This window comes from Campylobacter sp. CNRCH_2014_2849 (genome assembly GCF_025772845.1).
Taxonomy (GTDB): domain Bacteria; phylum Campylobacterota; class Campylobacteria; order Campylobacterales; family Campylobacteraceae; genus Campylobacter_D; species Campylobacter_D lari_D.
Map to the genome: position 1 here is coordinate 61,608 of NZ_JAKMSW010000007.1, position 17,755 is coordinate 79,362.

A 17,755-nucleotide genomic window follows, 5' to 3' on the forward strand; every position below is an offset into this window, starting at 1 on the left:
ATAAGCAAAAAGTGTTCTCAAAAAGTTTAAAATTAAAAAATTTCAAACTTTTTGAAGAATTTTTCATCATTTACAAGTAATTTTTTTGCAATAAGTCTGTCTATAACTTCTTTAGAGCAATTTGTCATTAAAGGCCATTCTTTATGATAATCTTCTAATGATCCTTTATTTGTCGCATCAATTGCAACACAATCTTTTTTGATAAATATATCTCTTTTTGCATCGATATTATTTACCACACGCCAAATTAACATATAAGGATTTTCCAAAATAGCATCTGAATCTAAAAAAACTAAAATTCTAAAATGTTTTTTATGAATTTGTAGTTTTTCAAAAATTTGAGCAATTTTTTCTTTTTTATCAATTAAGATCACACAAATTGGAGCAAAGGTTTGGGTGTAAAATTGTTTTAATTTTAAAATATTTTGATCTTTTTCTTTAAAAAGTGAAAACAAAGTTTCATCACTTAGAATTTCAAGTTCAACTTTTTTCTCATCGCCACACGCATCAAGTCCTGCTTTACCACCGTAACAATAAGTGCTTGAAGCATGATCGAGTTGATCGCAAATTCCTTCACTAATAAGTAATTTTTCTTCATCAAAGCGATTAAGTATATAAGGTATGAGCTTGTCATAATCTTGCAAGCAAGGTGCATTTTCATCGACAAAAATAGCATGTTTTACAAAACTCATTTGCCCTACTCCCCAAAAAGTATGCATTACTTGTTTTGCATGAGCTGGATATTTTGCTTCTATTTTGGCTAAGATCAAATTATGAAAAACTCCATTTTCAGGCATGTTATAATCTATCAAATCAGGTGTGTTAGTTTGAAGTAAAGGTAGAAAAACTCTTTCTGTGCCAAGCCCCATGTATTTATCTTCTAAAGGCGGTTTTCCTACAACCGTAGCTTGATAAATCGCATTTTTTTTAGCAAAGATTTTTTCTACTTTTAAGACAGGACAAAGTTCAACAGGAGTATAAAAGCCTGTATGATCTCCAAAAGGCCCCTCGGGTGCAAATTCATTTGGATCTACAAAACCTTCAATCACAAAATCACTATCATAAGGCACATAGAGGTGATTGCTTTTGCATTTTGCCAAAATAGCAGGTTTTTTCTTGATAAAACCATAAAGTAAAAGTTCAAAAATACCTTTTGGTAAAGGCGCTTGAGCACACCAAATATATAAAGGATCTCCACCTATGGCTATACTTACTGGCATTTTTTGATTTGCTTTTTTATACTCATGGAAAAAGTGGCTCGCGTCTTTGTGAATTTGCCAATGCATAAGCAAGGTTTTTTCATCAACTACTTGCAAGCGATACATTCCAAGATTATTTTGTTTTTCATCTATGCTTTGAGTATAAACTTGCCCCATAGTGATAAAAGGTGCAGCGTCTTTTTCCCAAGTTTTTAAAATAGGTATTTCATATAAAGAATTTAAGCTTTTGTAGTTAAATTCTCCATCTTTTTTGATGCGTTTTGGTGGGATATTTTTTAAATCAAGCAAGGTTTTGAAAAAATTTAATTTCGCACCAAAGCTTTGCGGTATGTGCATTTTAAGTAAAGAGCTAATTTCTTTAGCTACATCTTCATAATCTTTTCCAAATGCTAAATTTAAAGCTTTTTTGCTGCAAAAAGTATTTAATAATACAGGATAATCGTATTTTTTGCCATTTTTTACTGCATTAGTAAAAAGCAAGGCTTTAGAGTCTTCTTTTTTAACTTCTATATAAGCTAAATGTGCCATTTCATGTTCTACATCTACTGGCTCATGGATGGTTTTTAATAAATTATTTTTTTCTAAAAGCTCTACGAATTTTTGCATTTATATCATACTCTCTGCTTCTTTTAAAATTTCTTTTGCACCTTTTGCTATCATTTCTTTGGCTAAAAGCTCGCCTGCATTTGAGTAATTTTGCTTATCAATCACTCTTTTTTCTTTTAAAATTTTACTTGCATCGGGTAAGCCCACTATGGCGCGAATTTCTATTTTTTCACCAATGATTTTTGCATTAATTCCTATAGGTACTTGACAACCACCTTCTAGGGTTTTTATAAAATCTCTTTCGATATAAGTTTCTACAAAGGCATTTTTATCGTTTAAGCATTCAAGGTATTTTAAAATTTGTTTATCATCAATGCTTTCTATGCCTAAAGCTCCTTGAGAAGCTGCAGGTATCATCTCATCAAGTTCAAAAGCCCTAATGTACTTTATTTCTTTATCTAAACCCAAGCGTTTAATGCCAGCTAGAGCTAAAATAATAGCATCAAATTCCTTAGCTTTAAGTTTTTCTAAGCGTGAGTTGATATTACCTCTTAGAGAAATGATATTTAAATCAGGTCTTAACGCTAAAAGCTGCATTCTTCTTCTAAGACTTGTAGTGCCTACTTTTGCACCTTTTGGAAGAGCATTTAAGTTTTCATAATATTCACTTAAAAAAGCATCATTTACCACTTCTCTTTTTGAAATAGCAGCTAAAACTAAGCCATCAGGAAAGAAGCTTGGCACATCTTTTAAGCTATGCACAGCTAAGTGTGAATCACCTCTTAACATACTTTCTTCAAGTTCTTTTGTAAAAAGTCCTTTTCCACCTATTTTAGCTAAAGGAGAATCAAGTAAAACATCACCTTTAGTTTTAAAACCCTCTAAAGAAATTTCTAAATCAGAATGTGTTTGTAATAATTTATTTTTTATATACTCACTTTGCCATAATGCAAGTTGGCTTTTTCTTGTTGCGATGATTAATTGCATTTTTTATGCTCCTGTATGATTTCTACATCTATGATTTCTTCTTCGTTGTTTGTTTGATGATATTTTCTTTTTTGTTTTGTAAATAATTTTAATATCATCATAAAAAATAAGAGTAAAATTCCCAAAAATGTACTTAAAATTCCTGGTATTAAAAGTAAAATTCCAACTATAGTTAAGGAAAATAATTTAATCATACTAAATAAATTAGTATTGGCATTTTGCATAGTTATGAGATTTGTCCAAGTCTTTGCTAAAAACATTGCTCCTAAAAACATACTTGCAAAAACTATCATAAAAAAATTTAAAAAACCAAAAAAGACTATAAATAAAATACTAGCAATCAATTCTAAAATCAAAAAAGCGCTTAAATTTGTTTTTGCTATCATAAAATTTTCTCTAAGTGTGAAATTACTTCTTGGGTTTTTAAAACTTGTTTTTCTAGAGTATTTCTATGGATTAACTCTACTTCATCGCTTTCTAAACCCTTACCTATAACTAAAGCATAAGGAAAGCCCATTAATTCAAAATCATTAATCTTTACACCAAAACGCTCATTTCTATCATCAAACAAAATTTCTTTATCTTTAAAATGAGTATAAATTTGCTCGGCAAATTCCATAGCTTTTGTATCTTTTATATTAGAAACGATAATATCTAAAACAAAAGGAGCTAGAGTTTTATTCCAAATACAACCTTTTTCATCATGGCTTGCTTCTATGGCAACAGCTACTAAACGGCTCACCCCCATACCATAACAACCCATAGTGAAAAATTGAGCTTTACCATTTTCATCTAAATAGCTTGCATTCATTGCTTTTGAGTATTTATTTCCAAGTTTAAAAATATGTCCTACTTCAATACCTTTGCTTTGCTTAAGCTTGTGCTGACATTTTGGACAAAGATCATGCTCTTTAACTGCGGCAAGATCTTTAAAGCGTTCTTTATTTAAATTTACAACATTGATTCCAACCAAATGATAATCTTTTTTATTTGCTCCAATAATCATATTTGTTTCATTTTCAAGCTCATGATCAATATAAAAATCAACTCCATTTAATCCTACAAAGCCAATAAATCCTGGCACTAAACCTGCTTTTTCTAATTCTTCTTCACTTACATCGGCCAATTCTAATGCATTTGCTGCATTTAGTGCTTTAACTTCTTGCAGTTCATCATCGCCGCGTATAAAAAATACTACAATTTTTTCTTCATTTTCATAAATAGCTTTTTTAGCAATAGCTTTAACAGTATAGTAAGGATTAATTTTAAAAAATTCTGCTAATTCTTCTATAGTTTTTACATTTGGAGTGTGAAATTGTGTAGCAAAGTCAGCTTCTGGTCTTTCATCTTCGCAACTTTTTTTAGCTCTTTTTGCTGCTTCGATATTTGCAGCATAATCACAATGCTCACATAATAATATATCATCTTCGCCATTTTTAGCCAAAACCATAAATTCTTTTGAACCACTTCCGCCAATAGCCCCGCTATCAGCTTCAACAGCTCTAAAATCAAGCCCTAATCTTGTAAGAATTTTACTATAAGTTTCATGCATAAGATTAAATTCTTTATCTAAATCAGCTTCATTGCTATGAAAACTATAGCCATCTTTCATTAAAAATTCTCTACATCTTAAAAGCCCAAATCTAGGTCTAGCTTCATCTCTAAATTTAAGCCCTATTTGATATAAATGCAAAGGAAGTTGCTTGTAAGAATTTACTTTATTTCTAACCAAAGCTACTATGGCTTCTTCATGGGTTGGTCCTAAGACAAAATCATTTTCTTTTCTATCTTTAAAGCGTAAAAGCTCTTTACCAAAAACATTAAATCTCCCACTTTCTTTCCAAAGTTCAGCTGGGGTATTAAAACTTAAATTTACTTCTAAAGCTCCCACTTTATCCATTTCTTCTTTGATGATATTTTTAATCTTATCTAAAACTCTTTTTCCTAAAGGTAAAAAATTATACAAACCACTTCCAATTTGTTCTACAAAAGCACCCTTAACTAAAAATATATGACTTGGCAGGGTAGCATCTTTTGGATTTTCTTTTGTGCTTATGGCATAAAATTTACTAAATTTCATGATTATTCTCCAAATTAAATTCACATTTATAGAAGTTTAAACCTTCCATGCTTTCATTTTTTAAATCAAACACATAACGCATGGCATTTACAACAGAGTCATTTTGCATAGTTCCACTTAGTTTTTTTAAATTTACACTAGGATGATGTAAAAATGCATTCATCACCTGTCTTATAAGCTTTCTTGCTTCTTCATGATTTGAGTGTTTTAAATATCCTTTATCTATGGCCTTTTGTAATTGTTCTTTAGCGATTTCATCAGCTTGCAAGCGTAATTGCTTAACCAAAGGTAAGGTTGCTAGTTTGCTTAGATGTTGGAAAAACTCATTTGTCATAGTGCCTACTATAGAATAAGCAATCTGGGCTTGATGTTCTCTTAGTGTTAAATTTTTTCTTACAACTTCTTCTAAATCATCAACAGCATAAACTATATTTTTTTCATTTGCTTTTACATCAATATCCCTAGGCACTGCTATATCAAAAAAATATCTTTTATAATCTTTTTCTTCTAATATGTCATTAGTTATGATAGCATGTGGAGCATTTGTGGCGCTAAAAAATATCTCATATTTATTTAATGCTTCTTTTAAATTTGCGATACTTTCACAACTTGCATTTTCACCCAAATCCTCACAAAGCTTTTGGGCATTTTGTATATCTCTATTTAATATCAATACTTTAGCTTTAGCATTTAATAAATGTTTACAGGCTAACTCGCTCATTTCCCCTGCACCTACTACAACTGCAGTTTTATTTTCTAAATTTATAAGCTCTTTAGCTTTTGCTACCGCTACTGAAGCAACTGAAATAGGATTTTTGGAAATTTCAGTTTGATTTCTAATATTTGCTGCACATTTAAAAGCATAATGGACTGCTCTAGTTAAATGCACACCACATCTTTGTTCTTGTAGAGCAAATTTATAAGCATCTTTTAATTGTCCAGCAATTTGTGTTTCTCCAATAACTAAACTATCAAGTGAGCTTGCCACAGAAAATAAATGATGGATAGCCCCACTATCTTCATAAAAATCAGCTTTTGTGCTTAAATTTTCTTTATCAACCCCACAAAGTAAACTAAGTGTTTTTAAAATATGTTCATTGATACTTTCAATTTCTCCGATAAAAAGAAAAATTTCAACCCTATTGCAAGTGCTAAGCACTAAACTTTCTAGAATTTTATTATTAGTATGGATTAATCTTAATAGTTCTCTTTTTTTATCTTCATTGGAAAAGGAAAGTTTTTCTCTAGTAGCAATATCTGTATTTTTGTGCGTAAAACTGATACAATAATAATGCATTAAAATTCCCTTTCTATCATACTTTTAATAATATCTTCTAAATCTTTTATATTGTATTTTTCTATGGCTTTTAAGGCATTATTTGCATAGGTGTTTAATTCTTGACCAATTTGATTAAAAATTTCATGCTCTTGCATTTTATTTTTAATCCAAGTAAGTTCATCTATATTTAAATCTTTCTTGTAATAAGACTTAAGTATTTCTTGATCTTGTGGATTTAATTTTTCATATAAATACATATAAGCAAGGGTGGTTTTACCTTCTTTAAAATCATTCATGGCGGGTTTGCCTAAGGTTTGTTCATCGCCTTTGATATCTAAAATATCATCTACAATTTGAAAAGCCAAGCCCAAGTTTTTACCATATTCTGCAAAATCATCTTCATTTAAATTAGCAAGTATAGCCCCACATCTTGCACTAGCTTCGATTAAAACAGCTGTTTTGTTATATATCATTTGTAAATAAGCGTTTTTATCGGTATTGAAAGTTTCGCTTAAATTTACATCCATTAATTCACCAATGGAAAGCTTTACAACAGCATTGGAGATGATTTTTGCTAATTTTAAATCTATTAAAGAAAGTTCATAGAAGGCTTTTGAGTATAAAATATCTCCAAGCATGATAGCATTTTTGGCTCCAAATTGTTCATTGATAGATTTTACACCTCTTCTTAATTTTGCTTCATCAATCACATCATCATGCAATAAGCTTGCAGCATGGATTAATTCTATAATGGCACAAATTTTATAACTAATATCGTTTTCGCTAGCTATTTTTAAAAGTAATTTTGAGCGTAATTTTTTACCGCCTTGAAGTTTTGAACTCATTGTTAAAATAGGCTTGTAATTTAATTCAGATAAAAATTCATGCATATATTGATCTATCTTTTGCACCATGCTTTCCTTAATTTTCTTATAATTATATTTTATTAAATTTTACTTTAGTTTTGATTAAGAGTGACTTTTCTAGGATCTAAAAATTCCACTTCTAATCTTTTATCTCTATCTTCTATGTAGATAGTGAAAATAGCCTCACCTTTTTTAAAATCACTAAATTCAAGTATTAATCTTGCTCTATCTATGTGTGGATTTTTATAATCAGGCACTAAAGTTTGATCTACCCAATTTAAATTTCTTCTTAAAGACATCACAAATTGCCTAGGGTATTTTTTATACCTTGAATGAACGATGATATTAGTTTGATCAAATAAAGTCCATGAAAAGTCAAAATAATAAGTCTCATCAGGATAATCAATTTCTTTTATTTTTACACTTGCTTTTTCATCTTTACTTAAGGTAAATTTGTGAGTATAATCAAAAAATACTTCAGCTTTTAAAAAATTAAACATCAAAAATAAAGATAAAAATAAACGCAAAATCAACCCTCATGCCCTAAAATTTCAGCACTTAAGCCTATATAAAAATCATTTTTTCTCTCATCTATTAAGAGTGAATTTTCCATTTGAAATTGTGCTACATCATTTTCATTTAAATTATTTTTTTCTAAAAGCTCTATCATAGCGATATGATCGGCTAATAATTTTTCTAAAACATTTTCTAATGCACCTAAATTTGCATATTTTATTGTTTCAATAAATTTTTCTTTAGGGCTTTTTGCAAACATTTCATCAAAAATATCCATTTTTAACCTTTTATATAAGTTTGAATTTTTTCTATTAAAGTAGTTTTATCGTTAGCTTCATCTAAGTCTTTAATTTCTTTTTGCCAAGAAATATGTATATAATCCATCTTAGCATTTTTAGCACAAAGTCTGTCTTTTAAGCTATCGCCTATGAAAATACTTTTTTCATATTTTGCTTCATCTGCGATTAATCTTAGCATCATAGGATCAGGCTTAGCTTCTATACCATAACTAACACCTAGTATTTTATCAAAATATGAAAGAATGTTTTGTTTTTTTAAAATAGGCACCAAGCTTTCTTGAGGTGCATTTGTAGCTATAGCTAAATAGCAATCATTTTTTTTACAAAATTCCAAAACCTCAAGCACACCATCAAAAAGCACCACGCTTTGATCATAATGCTTAATAAAATACTTCTCATAACCTTCTTTAAAGCTAGTATGTGAGTAAGTATCAACCCCGTAAAAAATCTTAGCATAATTTTGTCCAGGAGTATTGATAGTATCTAAAATAAACTCTCTTTTTAAAGGTTCTAAATTTAAATCCGCTCTTATTTCATTTACCGCACATACTATAGCATTAGCACTATCTATAAGCGTGCCATCCATATCAAAAATTACATTTATCAATATTCATCCTTAAATTTAATTTTATGTTTGTCTTTTTTATAACTTTGATTATTTTTTAGCTTATATAAGGCATTGGCTTTTGAAGCTAAGGTTTTTTGGTCTAAACTTTCATCTAAACACTCATTTACAAAAATCTCCAAAGCCTTAGTATAAGTAGAATCTAAAAACACCGCTTGAATTTTCTCAAAGATTTTAGCATTTTTTTGCATTCTTTCTCTAAAAAGAGTTAAATCAAAATCTTCTCTTTTTAAAGCACTCACAGCAGAATTAGTAAATTTTTCTAAAGCTCTTACATATTTTACCCTTAAAGCTTTTTCATCATTTTTCATTCTGCTGCACTTGTATTGATTCTACATTGTAATGCTTCTTGTACTAAATTTCTTGCTATTGAAGCTTCAGCATCTACAATGTGTAAATGTTTATCAGTATGTGGGAAAATGATCTTAGCACCTGTACCACTTGTTTTTAAAACCGTTTGTATGGGTTTGTTAAAGCTAGAAAGCACTTGATAGAGCATGTCAAGCTTAGCTTCATTACTTATAGTTATAATAGCAACTGAGCATTCTTCTATATTTGCTACTTTTAATGTTTCTACTTGGGCTACATTTGCAAAAAAGATATTTTCATTTCTACTGCGGCCAAGTTCAACTAAATTTAAATCACTTTCTAAAACCAAATATGGAATACCTGTTTTTTTGATCTTTTGCACCACTTCTTGACCTAATCTTGTATAACCAAAAATGATAAAATGATCTTTCATTTTTTGATCACATAAATAAAATTTAGCCATATCATTTTGCTCACCTTCGGCTGCGTTGGCTATTTTTCTAAGATTATTTAAAATAAAAGGCGTTGCAACCATAGTGACGATAGAAACTATAATAAAAATTTGTGCTGTTTTTTCATCTATAAGTGAATTTACTTGCATTAATGAAAATACTGCTAGCGCAAATTCTCCAATTTGAGAAATACTCAAAGCAGTTTTTAACGCTACTCTTTTTCTTGTATAAAGGATTAAAAGACCGTAGATTACTACAAATTTTATCAATAAAACCAAGCTTACAAAAACAAAAATCAAAAACCAATTTTCAAAAACTATATGAAAATCAATTTGCAAACCAACACTGATAAAGAAAAATCCTAAAAGCAAATCTCTAAAAGGAACCAAATCTGCTTCTATTTTATGTTTATATTTAGTTTCAGCTATCAAAGCTCCAGCTATGAATGCTCCAAGTGAGTATGAAAAGCCAAAAGAATGAGCCAAAAAACTTGCTCCTATTACAGTAAAAAGTATGGTGGCGATGAAAATTTCATTTGCGTTAGTTTTAATGATGAATTTTAAAACATAAGTAAAAAGGTATTTGCCTATAAAATAAAGCAAAACAAGTAAAATCACAGCACTGACTAAAGTTGTAAGTAAAAGTTTTGAAATATCAGCATTTTGAGAACTAAATATATCAATCATTAATAGCAGTGGTATCACAGCAATATCTTGAAAAAGTAAAATTCCTAAAGCTTTTCGGCCATATTCTTCGTTGATATCGCCATTATCATTAAGTATTTTTAAAACTATAGCAGTGGAAGATAAGGCTAGAGCAAAACCTGCTATCATTGCGATATGGCTTGCTATACCTAAAATATAAGTTACAAGTAAAGTACAAACCAAACCACAAGTTAGCATTTGCAAACTTCCATTTAAAAATACTTCTTTTTTCATTGCCAAAAGATGTTTAAATGAAAATTCAAGCCCTATAGTAAACATTAAAAAAACTATGCCAAATTCAGCTACATGTATAACAAATTCATTAGTGCTAAAACCATAAAATTCACGCACAAATAAACCTGTAGCTATATAACCTATAATAGTTGGAATACCAAATTTTTTAAGTATAACATTAAGTATGACAGCAACTGCTACTGCAGTTAAAAATAAAGTTATAAAAGCATCCACTCACCAACCTTTTGTAATGTTTTTATTATTTTATTTTTTCTAAAAAAATTAAATCAAAATTACTTCTATGTTTAACTACTGCTCTTGATTTTGAAGGATTATCTCTTCTATCAAGTTCTAATCTTAACTCTTCAATAGTGTTTTCAAACTCATCAATTTTTGTTTTTAGTTTTAAAATCACATCAACACCAGCTAAATTAACCCCAAGATCTCTTGTTAAGCGTAAAATCATTTTGATTCTATCTATATCTTTTTGAGAATAAAGTCTCATTTTACCATCGGTTCTACTTGGCTCAACTAAACCTTCTTTTTCGTATTGTCTTAGAGTTTGTGGGTGTATACTTAAAACTTTTGCAACAACACTTATAAGATACACCGGTTCATCATAACTATGCTCCATTACTTACTCCTTTCAAGGTAATTTTTCTTCTAAAATTTTTACAAATTCAGGATCAAGGCTATTAATATCAGGTATTTTTACATTCAAAATTAAATACATATCCCCATAAAGATCTGTTTTTCTATTTTGCACTCCATAGCCTTTAAGTCTAATTTTTTGATTGTTTTTAGAATTTGGCGGTATGGTAATTTTAACTTCTTTTCTTGGGGTATGCACACTGATTTTATCTCCAAAAAGCGCTGTTTTTAAGCTAATTTCAACCTTTTTGTACAAATCATCATCTTCTCTTTCATATTCATCGCTTTTTTCAAGTTCAACTTTTAAAATCAAATCCCCTCTTTGCCCTTGAAAGCTTTTTCCTTTACCTCGTATGCGTAGCTTTTCGCCATCTTTTATGCCATGTGGAATTTTGATTTTAACTTGCTCGTTATTTATATTTACCAAATGCTCACCACCTAAAATTCCTTTTTCAAAAGGAATTTTAACACTTGCTTGCAAATCTAAATCTTCTTCAAATCCTCCAAATCCCCCAAAGCCACTTCTAAAATTATTACTAGAACTAAAACCGCCACTAAATCCTCCAAAGCCTCCGCCAAAAATATTTTTTAAAATATCATTGATGTCAGCTCCACCTGCATTTCTTGAAAAATCATGAAAACTTTGCCCGCCAAACATAGAATCGCCATATCTATCATACTGAGCTCTTTTTTTCTCATCACTTAAAATTTCATAAGCGGCGTTAATTTCTTTAAATTTTTCCTCAGCACCATTTTCTTTGTTAATATCAGGATGATATTGTCTTGCTAATTTTCTATAAGCTTTTTTTATCTCATCTGCGCTAGCGTTTTGCGAAACTCCTAGTGTTTCATATAAACTATTACTCATTTTTATTATTCCTTAATTTTTTATAAGATTATATCAAAAACTTTAGTCTTAGTCAATCAACTTTTATAAGTTTTAAAACTAAAGGTTTTATTTACAATTGTGTAAAAATAAAATTTTATACTTGCATTAAATGATTTTACAAAGGATAAAACATGAAAAAAACTATGATTCTTTCTTTGGCATTGGCAACTAGTCTTTTTAGTGCTAGTATTGATTTTAAACAAGCAGATGATAATGTAAAAAGAACTTTACCAACTGATAATCAAAATACTATACTTTCTTATCATGATTCCATACAAAAAGTTAAAAATTCAGTTGTAAATATCTCAACTTCTAAAACTGTTCAAAGTAGTTCATTTGGAATTGATGATTTTTTCAATGACCCTTATTTTAGACAATTTTTTGGTTTTGATTTCCCACAAGCTCCAAAAAATAAAAAAAATAAAGAAGTTGTAAGTTCATTGGGTTCTGGTGTAATTATTTCAAGCGATGGTTATATTATAACAAATAATCATGTTATAGAAGACGCTGAAAAAATCACTGTAAATTTACCTGATTCTAGCACTGAATATAAAGCTAAATTAATCGGTGCTGATCCTAAAACAGATTTAGCAGTGATAAAAATAGAAGCAAAAAACTTACCCGCAGTAGTTTTTGCTGATTCAGATAAATTACTAGAAGGTGATGTAGTGTTTGCTTTGGGTAATCCTTTTGGTGTTGGAAGTAGTGTTACAAGTGGGATTATTTCGGCCTTAAATAAAAACAATATAGGTCTAAATCAATATGAAAATTTCATCCAAACTGACGCTTCTATTAATCCTGGAAATTCAGGCGGAGCTTTGGTAGATAGTAGAGGAGCTTTGGTTGGGATAAATTCAGCCATACTTTCAAGAAGTGGTGGAAATAATGGCATAGGTTTTGCAATCCCTTCTAATATGGCAAAATCTATTGCACAAAAACTTATTGAGCATGGAAAAATTGAAAGAGGATATTTAGGCGTAGTCATAGGAGCTTTAACTCAAGATATTAAAAAAGCCTATACTAATCAAGAAGGTGCTTTAATCACTGAAGTACAAAAAGATTCAGCAGCTTATAATGCAGGGTTAAAAAGAGGAGATTTGATTATAAAAGTAGATAAAACTGTGATTAAAAGCCCTATGGATTTAAAAAACTACATAGGAAGTATTGATCCAAAACAAGCAGTAGAAGTAACTTATGAAAGAGATAATAAAGTCAAAACAGCTAAATTTATGTTAAAAACAGATGAAAAGTCGCTACAATATGAAAAAGGTTATATTGATGGTCTAAAATTAGTGGAACTTGACTCTAAGAATAGACAGCAATACCGCATACCTGAAAGTATTAGTGGTATTTTAATTACCGAAGTTACTCCAAAATCAAAAGCTGAAAAAATAGGTTTTGAGCAAGGTGATATTATTATAGGTGTTGATCAGTATGAAATTTCAAATTTTAAAGAATTATCTAAGGCTTTAGAATTAAATAAAGGTAAAGAGTATGTTAAAATTTGGATTAATAGAGGCGGATTTGTAAGAGCTTTACTTTTTTAAGAAAGGAAAAAAATGACAAATATTTTAATGATAGAAGATGATTTAGAATTAGCAGAGATTATAGCTGAATATTTAGAGCAATTTGATATGAAAGTAGATATTGCTCATGAGCCTTATATAGGTCTTTCAAGACTTGCTTTAAATCCTTATGATTTAATCATTTTGGATTTAAGCTTACCTGGACTTGATGGACTTGAAGTATGCGAGGAAATTCGTAAAAAATATGATACACCTATTATCATTTCAAGTGCAAGGCATGATATTAGCGATAAGGTTGCAGCACTTGATTTGGGTGCAGATGATTATTTACCAAAACCATATAATCCTCAAGAACTTCAAGCAAGAATTAAAAGTCATTTAAGAAGAATTTCAAACACAAAAACTGCTCAAGCTCAAGTTAAAAAAGATCTTGTATATGATAAATATAAACATACTATCACTATGAAAGATCAAGAAATTAGCTTTACTAATGCTGAATTTGATATTTTGAGTTATTTAATTAAAAAAGAAGGTGGAGTGGTAAGCCGCGAAGAGCTTGTGTATAATTGTAGCTCTATTAGTGAAGATTCTAGTAATAAAAGTATAGATGTAATCATTAGTAGAATCAGACAAAAAATCGGAGATGATCCTAAAACTCCAAAATACATTCATTCAATCAGAGGCATAGGGTATAAATTAACTCAATGAATAAATCATCAATTTTTTATACTATAACCTTTGTTTTTTTACTTGCAAGCGTTAGTGTAATTTTAGCTTTTTTATGGCTTATAAAATATGATCAACAAAATTACACTAATGAGCTTAATGCAAAATATTCTTTTATAGCTAATGCAAGATTATTATATTTTAATCATGTGATTAGTGAAAGAGAATTTTATGAGCAAACAAAAAATTACAAAATGATAGAATTAACAACTCCATCAGCCATAAGACAAATCATCTATAAAGCTGAAACTATAGCACGGGCTCAAACTAGCACAGGTGTAGTTGAAATCATTACTTTAGAAGATAATGTGTATTTAAAAATCATCTTTGATGGTAAGCTTTATTTATATAAAGATTTAGAATATCAAGGTTATCGTTATTTTGTGATCAAGCTTATTGCTAGTATAGTAGTAATGGTTTTATTGATTTTATATATTTTTATCATTAAAAAATTAAAACCACTTAGAGCTTTAAAAAGACAAATTGATAAATTTGGCGAAAATAAACTCAATGAAATTCAAAATGTTAGCAAGGGAAATGATGAAATTTCTCAAGTAGCAACAGCCTTTTATGAGTCTATTTTAAGAATTCAAAAACTAAACACTTCAAGGCAGTTTTTCTTAAGAAATATTATGCATGAGCTAAAAACCCCCATTACTAAAGGTTTAATTACTTTAGAAATGCTTGAAGATAGCAAATATAAAGAAAGATTAGTGGGTGCTTTTAATCGTTTAGAGATTTTGATTAATGAATTTGCAGCCATTGAGCAAATTACTTCGGGTGCTGGTTTGATTAATTTAAAAAAATACAATATCTTAGATCTTTTAGATGAAGCTAAAGATATAGCTATGAGTGATGATGAAAAGGTAAAAATTAGTATAAAAGAAAGTTTTAGTGTCAATGTAGATTTTAAACTTTTTACCACTGCAATGAAAAATATGATAGATAATGCGACAAAATACTCTGATGAAAATTGCGTTACTATAGAAATAACTAAAGATTATCTTTGCTTTAAAAACAAAGGAAAAGCCTTAGATAAAGACTTGAAATACTATACTCAAGCCTTTACGCAAGGCAAGAAAAATAAAGATAGTTTTGGACTTGGATTATACATTGTTAAGACTATTTTAGATTCTCATAAACTCACGCTTTATTATGAATATAAAGATGGTATTAATCATTTTTATTTTAATGATATACAAAATATAATTTTAAACTAGGAAATTCATGCCCTTATCGCGTTTAAATGAAGAACAATATAAAGCCGCTAGTGCTCCTTTTGGACATAATCTAATTATAGCAAGCGCAGGCACGGGTAAAACTTCAACTATAGTTGCAAGAATAGCCTTTTTACTTCAAAATGGTATAAAGCCTGAAAAAATTATGCTTCTAACCTTTACAAACAAAGCTAGTAAAGAGATGATAGAAAGACTTAGTAGGTATTTTGATAAAAGCATTACTTCAAAAATCACAGCAGGAACTTTTCATAGTACTGCTTATTCTCTACTTAAAGAGTTAAATCACGATATTATTTTAAAACCTGCGAGTGAGCTTAAAATTCTTTTGCGTTCTATTTTTGAAAAACGCACTTTTCATCATTTAAGCGATACTAAACCTTATATGCCAAGCTATTTGTATGATGTGTATTCTTTATTTCAAAATACTAATGCAAACTTAGATGAATTTTATAATTGGTTTTGTCAAAATTATGATGAACAAGCTGTTTATGCTGAAATTTATGAAGATATTTTAAAAGAATACGAAGAAGAAAAAATGCGTTTTAACTATGTGGATTTTAATGATTTATTGATCAAATTAAAACATGTTTTAGCTTCACATCATTTTGAATTTGATGAGATTTTAGTAGATGAATACCAAGATACTAACACCTTGCAAGGCTCGTTAATTGATGCTTTTAAAAGTAAAAGTTTGTTTTGTGTGGGTGATTATGATCAAAGTATTTATGCTTTTAATGGGGCTGATATTTCTATTATAGGAAGTTTTAAAGATAGATTTGTCGATGCAAATATTTTTACTTTAAATAAAAACTATCGTTCTAGTAAAAATATACTTGCGTTAGCTAATAAGGTTATTTTAAATAATGAAAGATTATATCCTAAAGAATTAATTGTAACTAGAGAAGGAGATTTTAAAGCGCCAAGTTTGCTAACTTTTAATGAATTATTTGATCAATACTCTACCATAGCAAAAATAATCTTACAAAGCGGGGTTAATCTTGATGAAATTGCTGTGATTTTTAGAAACAATTCTAGTGCAGATGGAGTAGAAGTAGCCTTAAGAGAACTTGGCATAGCAAGCAAAAGAAAAGGTGGAGGAAGTTTTTTTGAAAGCTTGGAAGTTAAAAACTTTTGCTCTATGCTTGCAATCGTGCTTAATCCAAAAGATATCATGGCTTTTATACATTTACTTGAATACACCAAAGGAGTTGGTGGGGTTTTGGCAAAAGATATTTTTGATGCTTTATTAAAATTAGGACATTCTAGTTTAATTAAAGGCTTTTTAAATCCTGATAGTAGTGTGAATTTAAAAAAATACAAAAAACAAAGTTATCAACTAGGACTTTTTGATGATATTGAGGAGCTAGCCTCGCCTTCAAGATTTAACTTAGAAAGCGAATTTAACACCCACCCTATTTTAAGCTTACCCAAAATCAACGAGCTTTGTGCAAAAAATCTTGAAAAAATTTATCTTTTTATTAAAAAAGCAAGCGAGTGTAAGGTTTCAACTCAACTTGTAAATTTGATCTTAGAAAATGATTATTTTAAAGAAATTTGTGATATTTTAGCAACTAAAAGAGCAACTAATAAAAACTCTAATGTTGATTTAAATAAAAAAAATGAAATTTTAGAAAAAATCAACGCGAAAATGTTTGTATTAAAAGAACTTGCTAAAAATTATAGTGATAATTATAAATATTATAATTTTCTTACTCTTGGTGCTAGTGAAATGAGTAGTGGTAGTGGGGTTAATCTTTTAAGTATACATGCAAGTAAGGGGCTTGAGTTTGAACTTGTATTTGTAATTGATCTTGCACAAGGAAGATTTCCTAATCAAAAGCTCATGAGCATGGGTGGAAGTTTGGAAGAAGAAAGAAGACTTTTTTATGTAGCTGTAACTAGAGCTAAGGATACTTTATACTTAAGCTATGCAAAATATGACAAGATTAAAAAAAGCAATTATCAACCTTCGTGTTTTCTAATCGAAGCAGGTATGTGTAAAGAAGAATAAAAATAAGACTTTATTAATCTTTTTATATTATGATTAATAAAAATCATTCAAGGAGAAAAAAATGAATAGTGTATTATTCAAAGGAAATAAAGTAAATTTAAAAGGAAACAACATCCAAGTTGGTGACATGGCTCCAAATATCACTTTAAAAGCCAAAGATCTTTCAGGTGTTGAAATTGCTCCAAAAGGTAAAACTCAAATTATTATCAGCGTACCAAGCCTTGATACTCCAGTATGTGCAACTGAAGCTAGGGAATTTAATAAAAAAGCAGCAGCAAGTGGTGTAGAAGTAATCGTAGTTAGTATGGACTTACCATTTGCTATGGGTCGTTTTTGCTCAACTGAAGGTATAGATAATTTAACTGTTGCGAGTGATTTTGTTTCTAAAGAATTTGGTGAAAAATATGGTGTTTTAATGGCTGATGGTCCACTTGAGGGAATTTTAGCTAGAGCAGTGTTTGTAATTAAAGATGGCGTAGTTGCTTATAAAGAATTAGTAAATGAAGTAACAGAACTTCCTAATATGCAAGCTTTAGAAAATTTCTTTAGTCAAAGTTGTGGATGTGGTGGTTGTGGTTGCCACTAAATTTTAAAAGC

The 17,755-nt window shown here is 29.4% G+C and carries 18 protein-coding genes; 5 read left to right on the forward strand and 13 right to left on the reverse strand.

Going from position 1 to position 17,755, the window contains the following annotated elements:
- Positions 1-32: 32 nt before the first annotated feature.
- Genes L8X33_RS06080 through L8X33_RS06140 form a run of 13 tightly spaced genes read right to left on the reverse strand, consistent with a single transcriptional unit; the run spans position 33 to position 11,636 of the window.
- Entirely contained in the window at positions 33-1,826 is a 1,794-nt protein-coding gene (locus tag L8X33_RS06080) for a menaquinone biosynthesis decarboxylase (RefSeq protein WP_263670238.1), read from the reverse strand.
- Positions 1,827-2,753 carry a hydroxymethylbilane synthase gene (gene hemC, locus L8X33_RS06085; RefSeq protein ID WP_263670239.1) on the reverse strand — a complete coding sequence of 309 codons (927 nt, stop codon included), beginning with the start codon at positions 2,751-2,753 and terminating at the stop codon, positions 1,827-1,829.
- Positions 2,744-3,139 (reverse strand): FxsA family protein, encoded by a 396-nt coding sequence (locus L8X33_RS06090; protein ID WP_263670240.1) that lies wholly within the window; start codon positions 3,137-3,139, stop codon positions 2,744-2,746. The genes hemC and L8X33_RS06090 overlap by 10 nt, the downstream gene beginning before the upstream one ends.
- Positions 3,136-4,836, reverse strand: a complete 1,701-nt coding sequence (locus L8X33_RS06095) for a proline--tRNA ligase (protein WP_263670256.1) — start codon at positions 4,834-4,836, stop codon at positions 3,136-3,138. The genes L8X33_RS06090 and L8X33_RS06095 overlap by 4 nt, the downstream gene beginning before the upstream one ends.
- Positions 4,823-6,130: a glutamyl-tRNA reductase gene (hemA, locus tag L8X33_RS06100; protein ID WP_263670241.1), complete on the reverse strand. Its 1,308-nt coding sequence runs from the start codon at positions 6,128-6,130 to the stop codon at positions 4,823-4,825. Before hemA ends, L8X33_RS06095 begins: the two co-directional genes overlap by 14 nt.
- Positions 6,130-7,023, reverse strand: coding sequence for a polyprenyl synthetase family protein (locus tag L8X33_RS06105; protein ID WP_258107335.1), 894 nt, complete (start codon positions 7,021-7,023; stop codon positions 6,130-6,132). Before L8X33_RS06105 ends, hemA begins: the two co-directional genes overlap by 1 nt.
- Before the next feature lie 47 nt (positions 7,024-7,070).
- The gene (locus L8X33_RS06110) at positions 7,071-7,478 is read right to left on the reverse strand and encodes an exporting protein (RefSeq protein ID WP_263670258.1); all 408 of its coding nucleotides are present in this window, start codon (positions 7,476-7,478) and stop codon (positions 7,071-7,073) included.
- Between the two features lie 29 nt (positions 7,479-7,507).
- The gene (locus L8X33_RS06115; RefSeq protein ID WP_258107334.1) at positions 7,508-7,771 is read right to left on the reverse strand and encodes a DUF2018 family protein; all 264 of its coding nucleotides are present in this window, start codon (positions 7,769-7,771) and stop codon (positions 7,508-7,510) included.
- A gap of 2 nt (positions 7,772-7,773) precedes the next feature.
- Positions 7,774-8,400 (reverse strand): HAD family hydrolase, encoded by a 627-nt coding sequence (locus L8X33_RS06120; protein WP_263659848.1) that lies wholly within the window; start codon positions 8,398-8,400, stop codon positions 7,774-7,776.
- Positions 8,397-8,729 (reverse strand): hypothetical protein, encoded by a 333-nt coding sequence (locus tag L8X33_RS06125; RefSeq protein WP_258107332.1) that lies wholly within the window; start codon positions 8,727-8,729, stop codon positions 8,397-8,399. Before L8X33_RS06125 ends, L8X33_RS06120 begins: the two co-directional genes overlap by 4 nt.
- Complete coding sequence (locus L8X33_RS06130) at positions 8,726-10,351, reverse strand: cation:proton antiporter (protein WP_133318882.1); 1,626 nt, start codon at positions 10,349-10,351, stop codon at positions 8,726-8,728. Before L8X33_RS06130 ends, L8X33_RS06125 begins: the two co-directional genes overlap by 4 nt.
- A 25-nt stretch (positions 10,352-10,376) precedes the next feature.
- The gene (locus L8X33_RS06135) at positions 10,377-10,751 is read right to left on the reverse strand and encodes a heat shock protein transcriptional repressor HspR (RefSeq protein ID WP_039668403.1); all 375 of its coding nucleotides are present in this window, start codon (positions 10,749-10,751) and stop codon (positions 10,377-10,379) included.
- Positions 10,752-10,763: 12 nt separating this feature from the next.
- On the reverse strand, positions 10,764-11,636 hold the full coding sequence (locus L8X33_RS06140) for a J domain-containing protein (RefSeq protein WP_263659850.1): 873 nt from the start codon (positions 11,634-11,636) through the stop codon (positions 10,764-10,766).
- A gap of 152 nt (positions 11,637-11,788) precedes the next feature.
- Here L8X33_RS06140 and L8X33_RS06145 point away from each other — a divergent pair, with 152 nt between their 5' ends.
- The 5 genes from L8X33_RS06145 (at position 11,789) to tpx (ending at position 17,744) form a co-directional block, all read left to right on the forward strand.
- The gene (locus L8X33_RS06145; protein ID WP_133318880.1) at positions 11,789-13,204 is read left to right on the forward strand and encodes a DegQ family serine endoprotease; all 1,416 of its coding nucleotides are present in this window, start codon (positions 11,789-11,791) and stop codon (positions 13,202-13,204) included.
- Between the two features lie 12 nt (positions 13,205-13,216).
- Positions 13,217-13,891 carry a response regulator transcription factor gene (locus L8X33_RS06150; protein WP_039626094.1) on the forward strand — a complete coding sequence of 225 codons (675 nt, stop codon included), beginning with the start codon at positions 13,217-13,219 and terminating at the stop codon, positions 13,889-13,891.
- Positions 13,888-15,129 (forward strand): ArsS family sensor histidine kinase, encoded by a 1,242-nt coding sequence (locus L8X33_RS06155; RefSeq protein ID WP_263670243.1) that lies wholly within the window; start codon positions 13,888-13,890, stop codon positions 15,127-15,129. Before L8X33_RS06150 ends, L8X33_RS06155 begins: the two co-directional genes overlap by 4 nt.
- 7 nt (positions 15,130-15,136) lie before the next feature.
- Positions 15,137-17,158: an ATP-dependent helicase gene (locus L8X33_RS06160; protein ID WP_263670245.1), complete on the forward strand. Its 2,022-nt coding sequence runs from the start codon at positions 15,137-15,139 to the stop codon at positions 17,156-17,158.
- Between the two features lie 61 nt (positions 17,159-17,219).
- Positions 17,220-17,744, forward strand: coding sequence for a thiol peroxidase (tpx, locus tag L8X33_RS06165; RefSeq protein ID WP_258107330.1), 525 nt, complete (start codon positions 17,220-17,222; stop codon positions 17,742-17,744).
- The last annotated feature ends 11 nt before the right edge of the window (positions 17,745-17,755 follow it).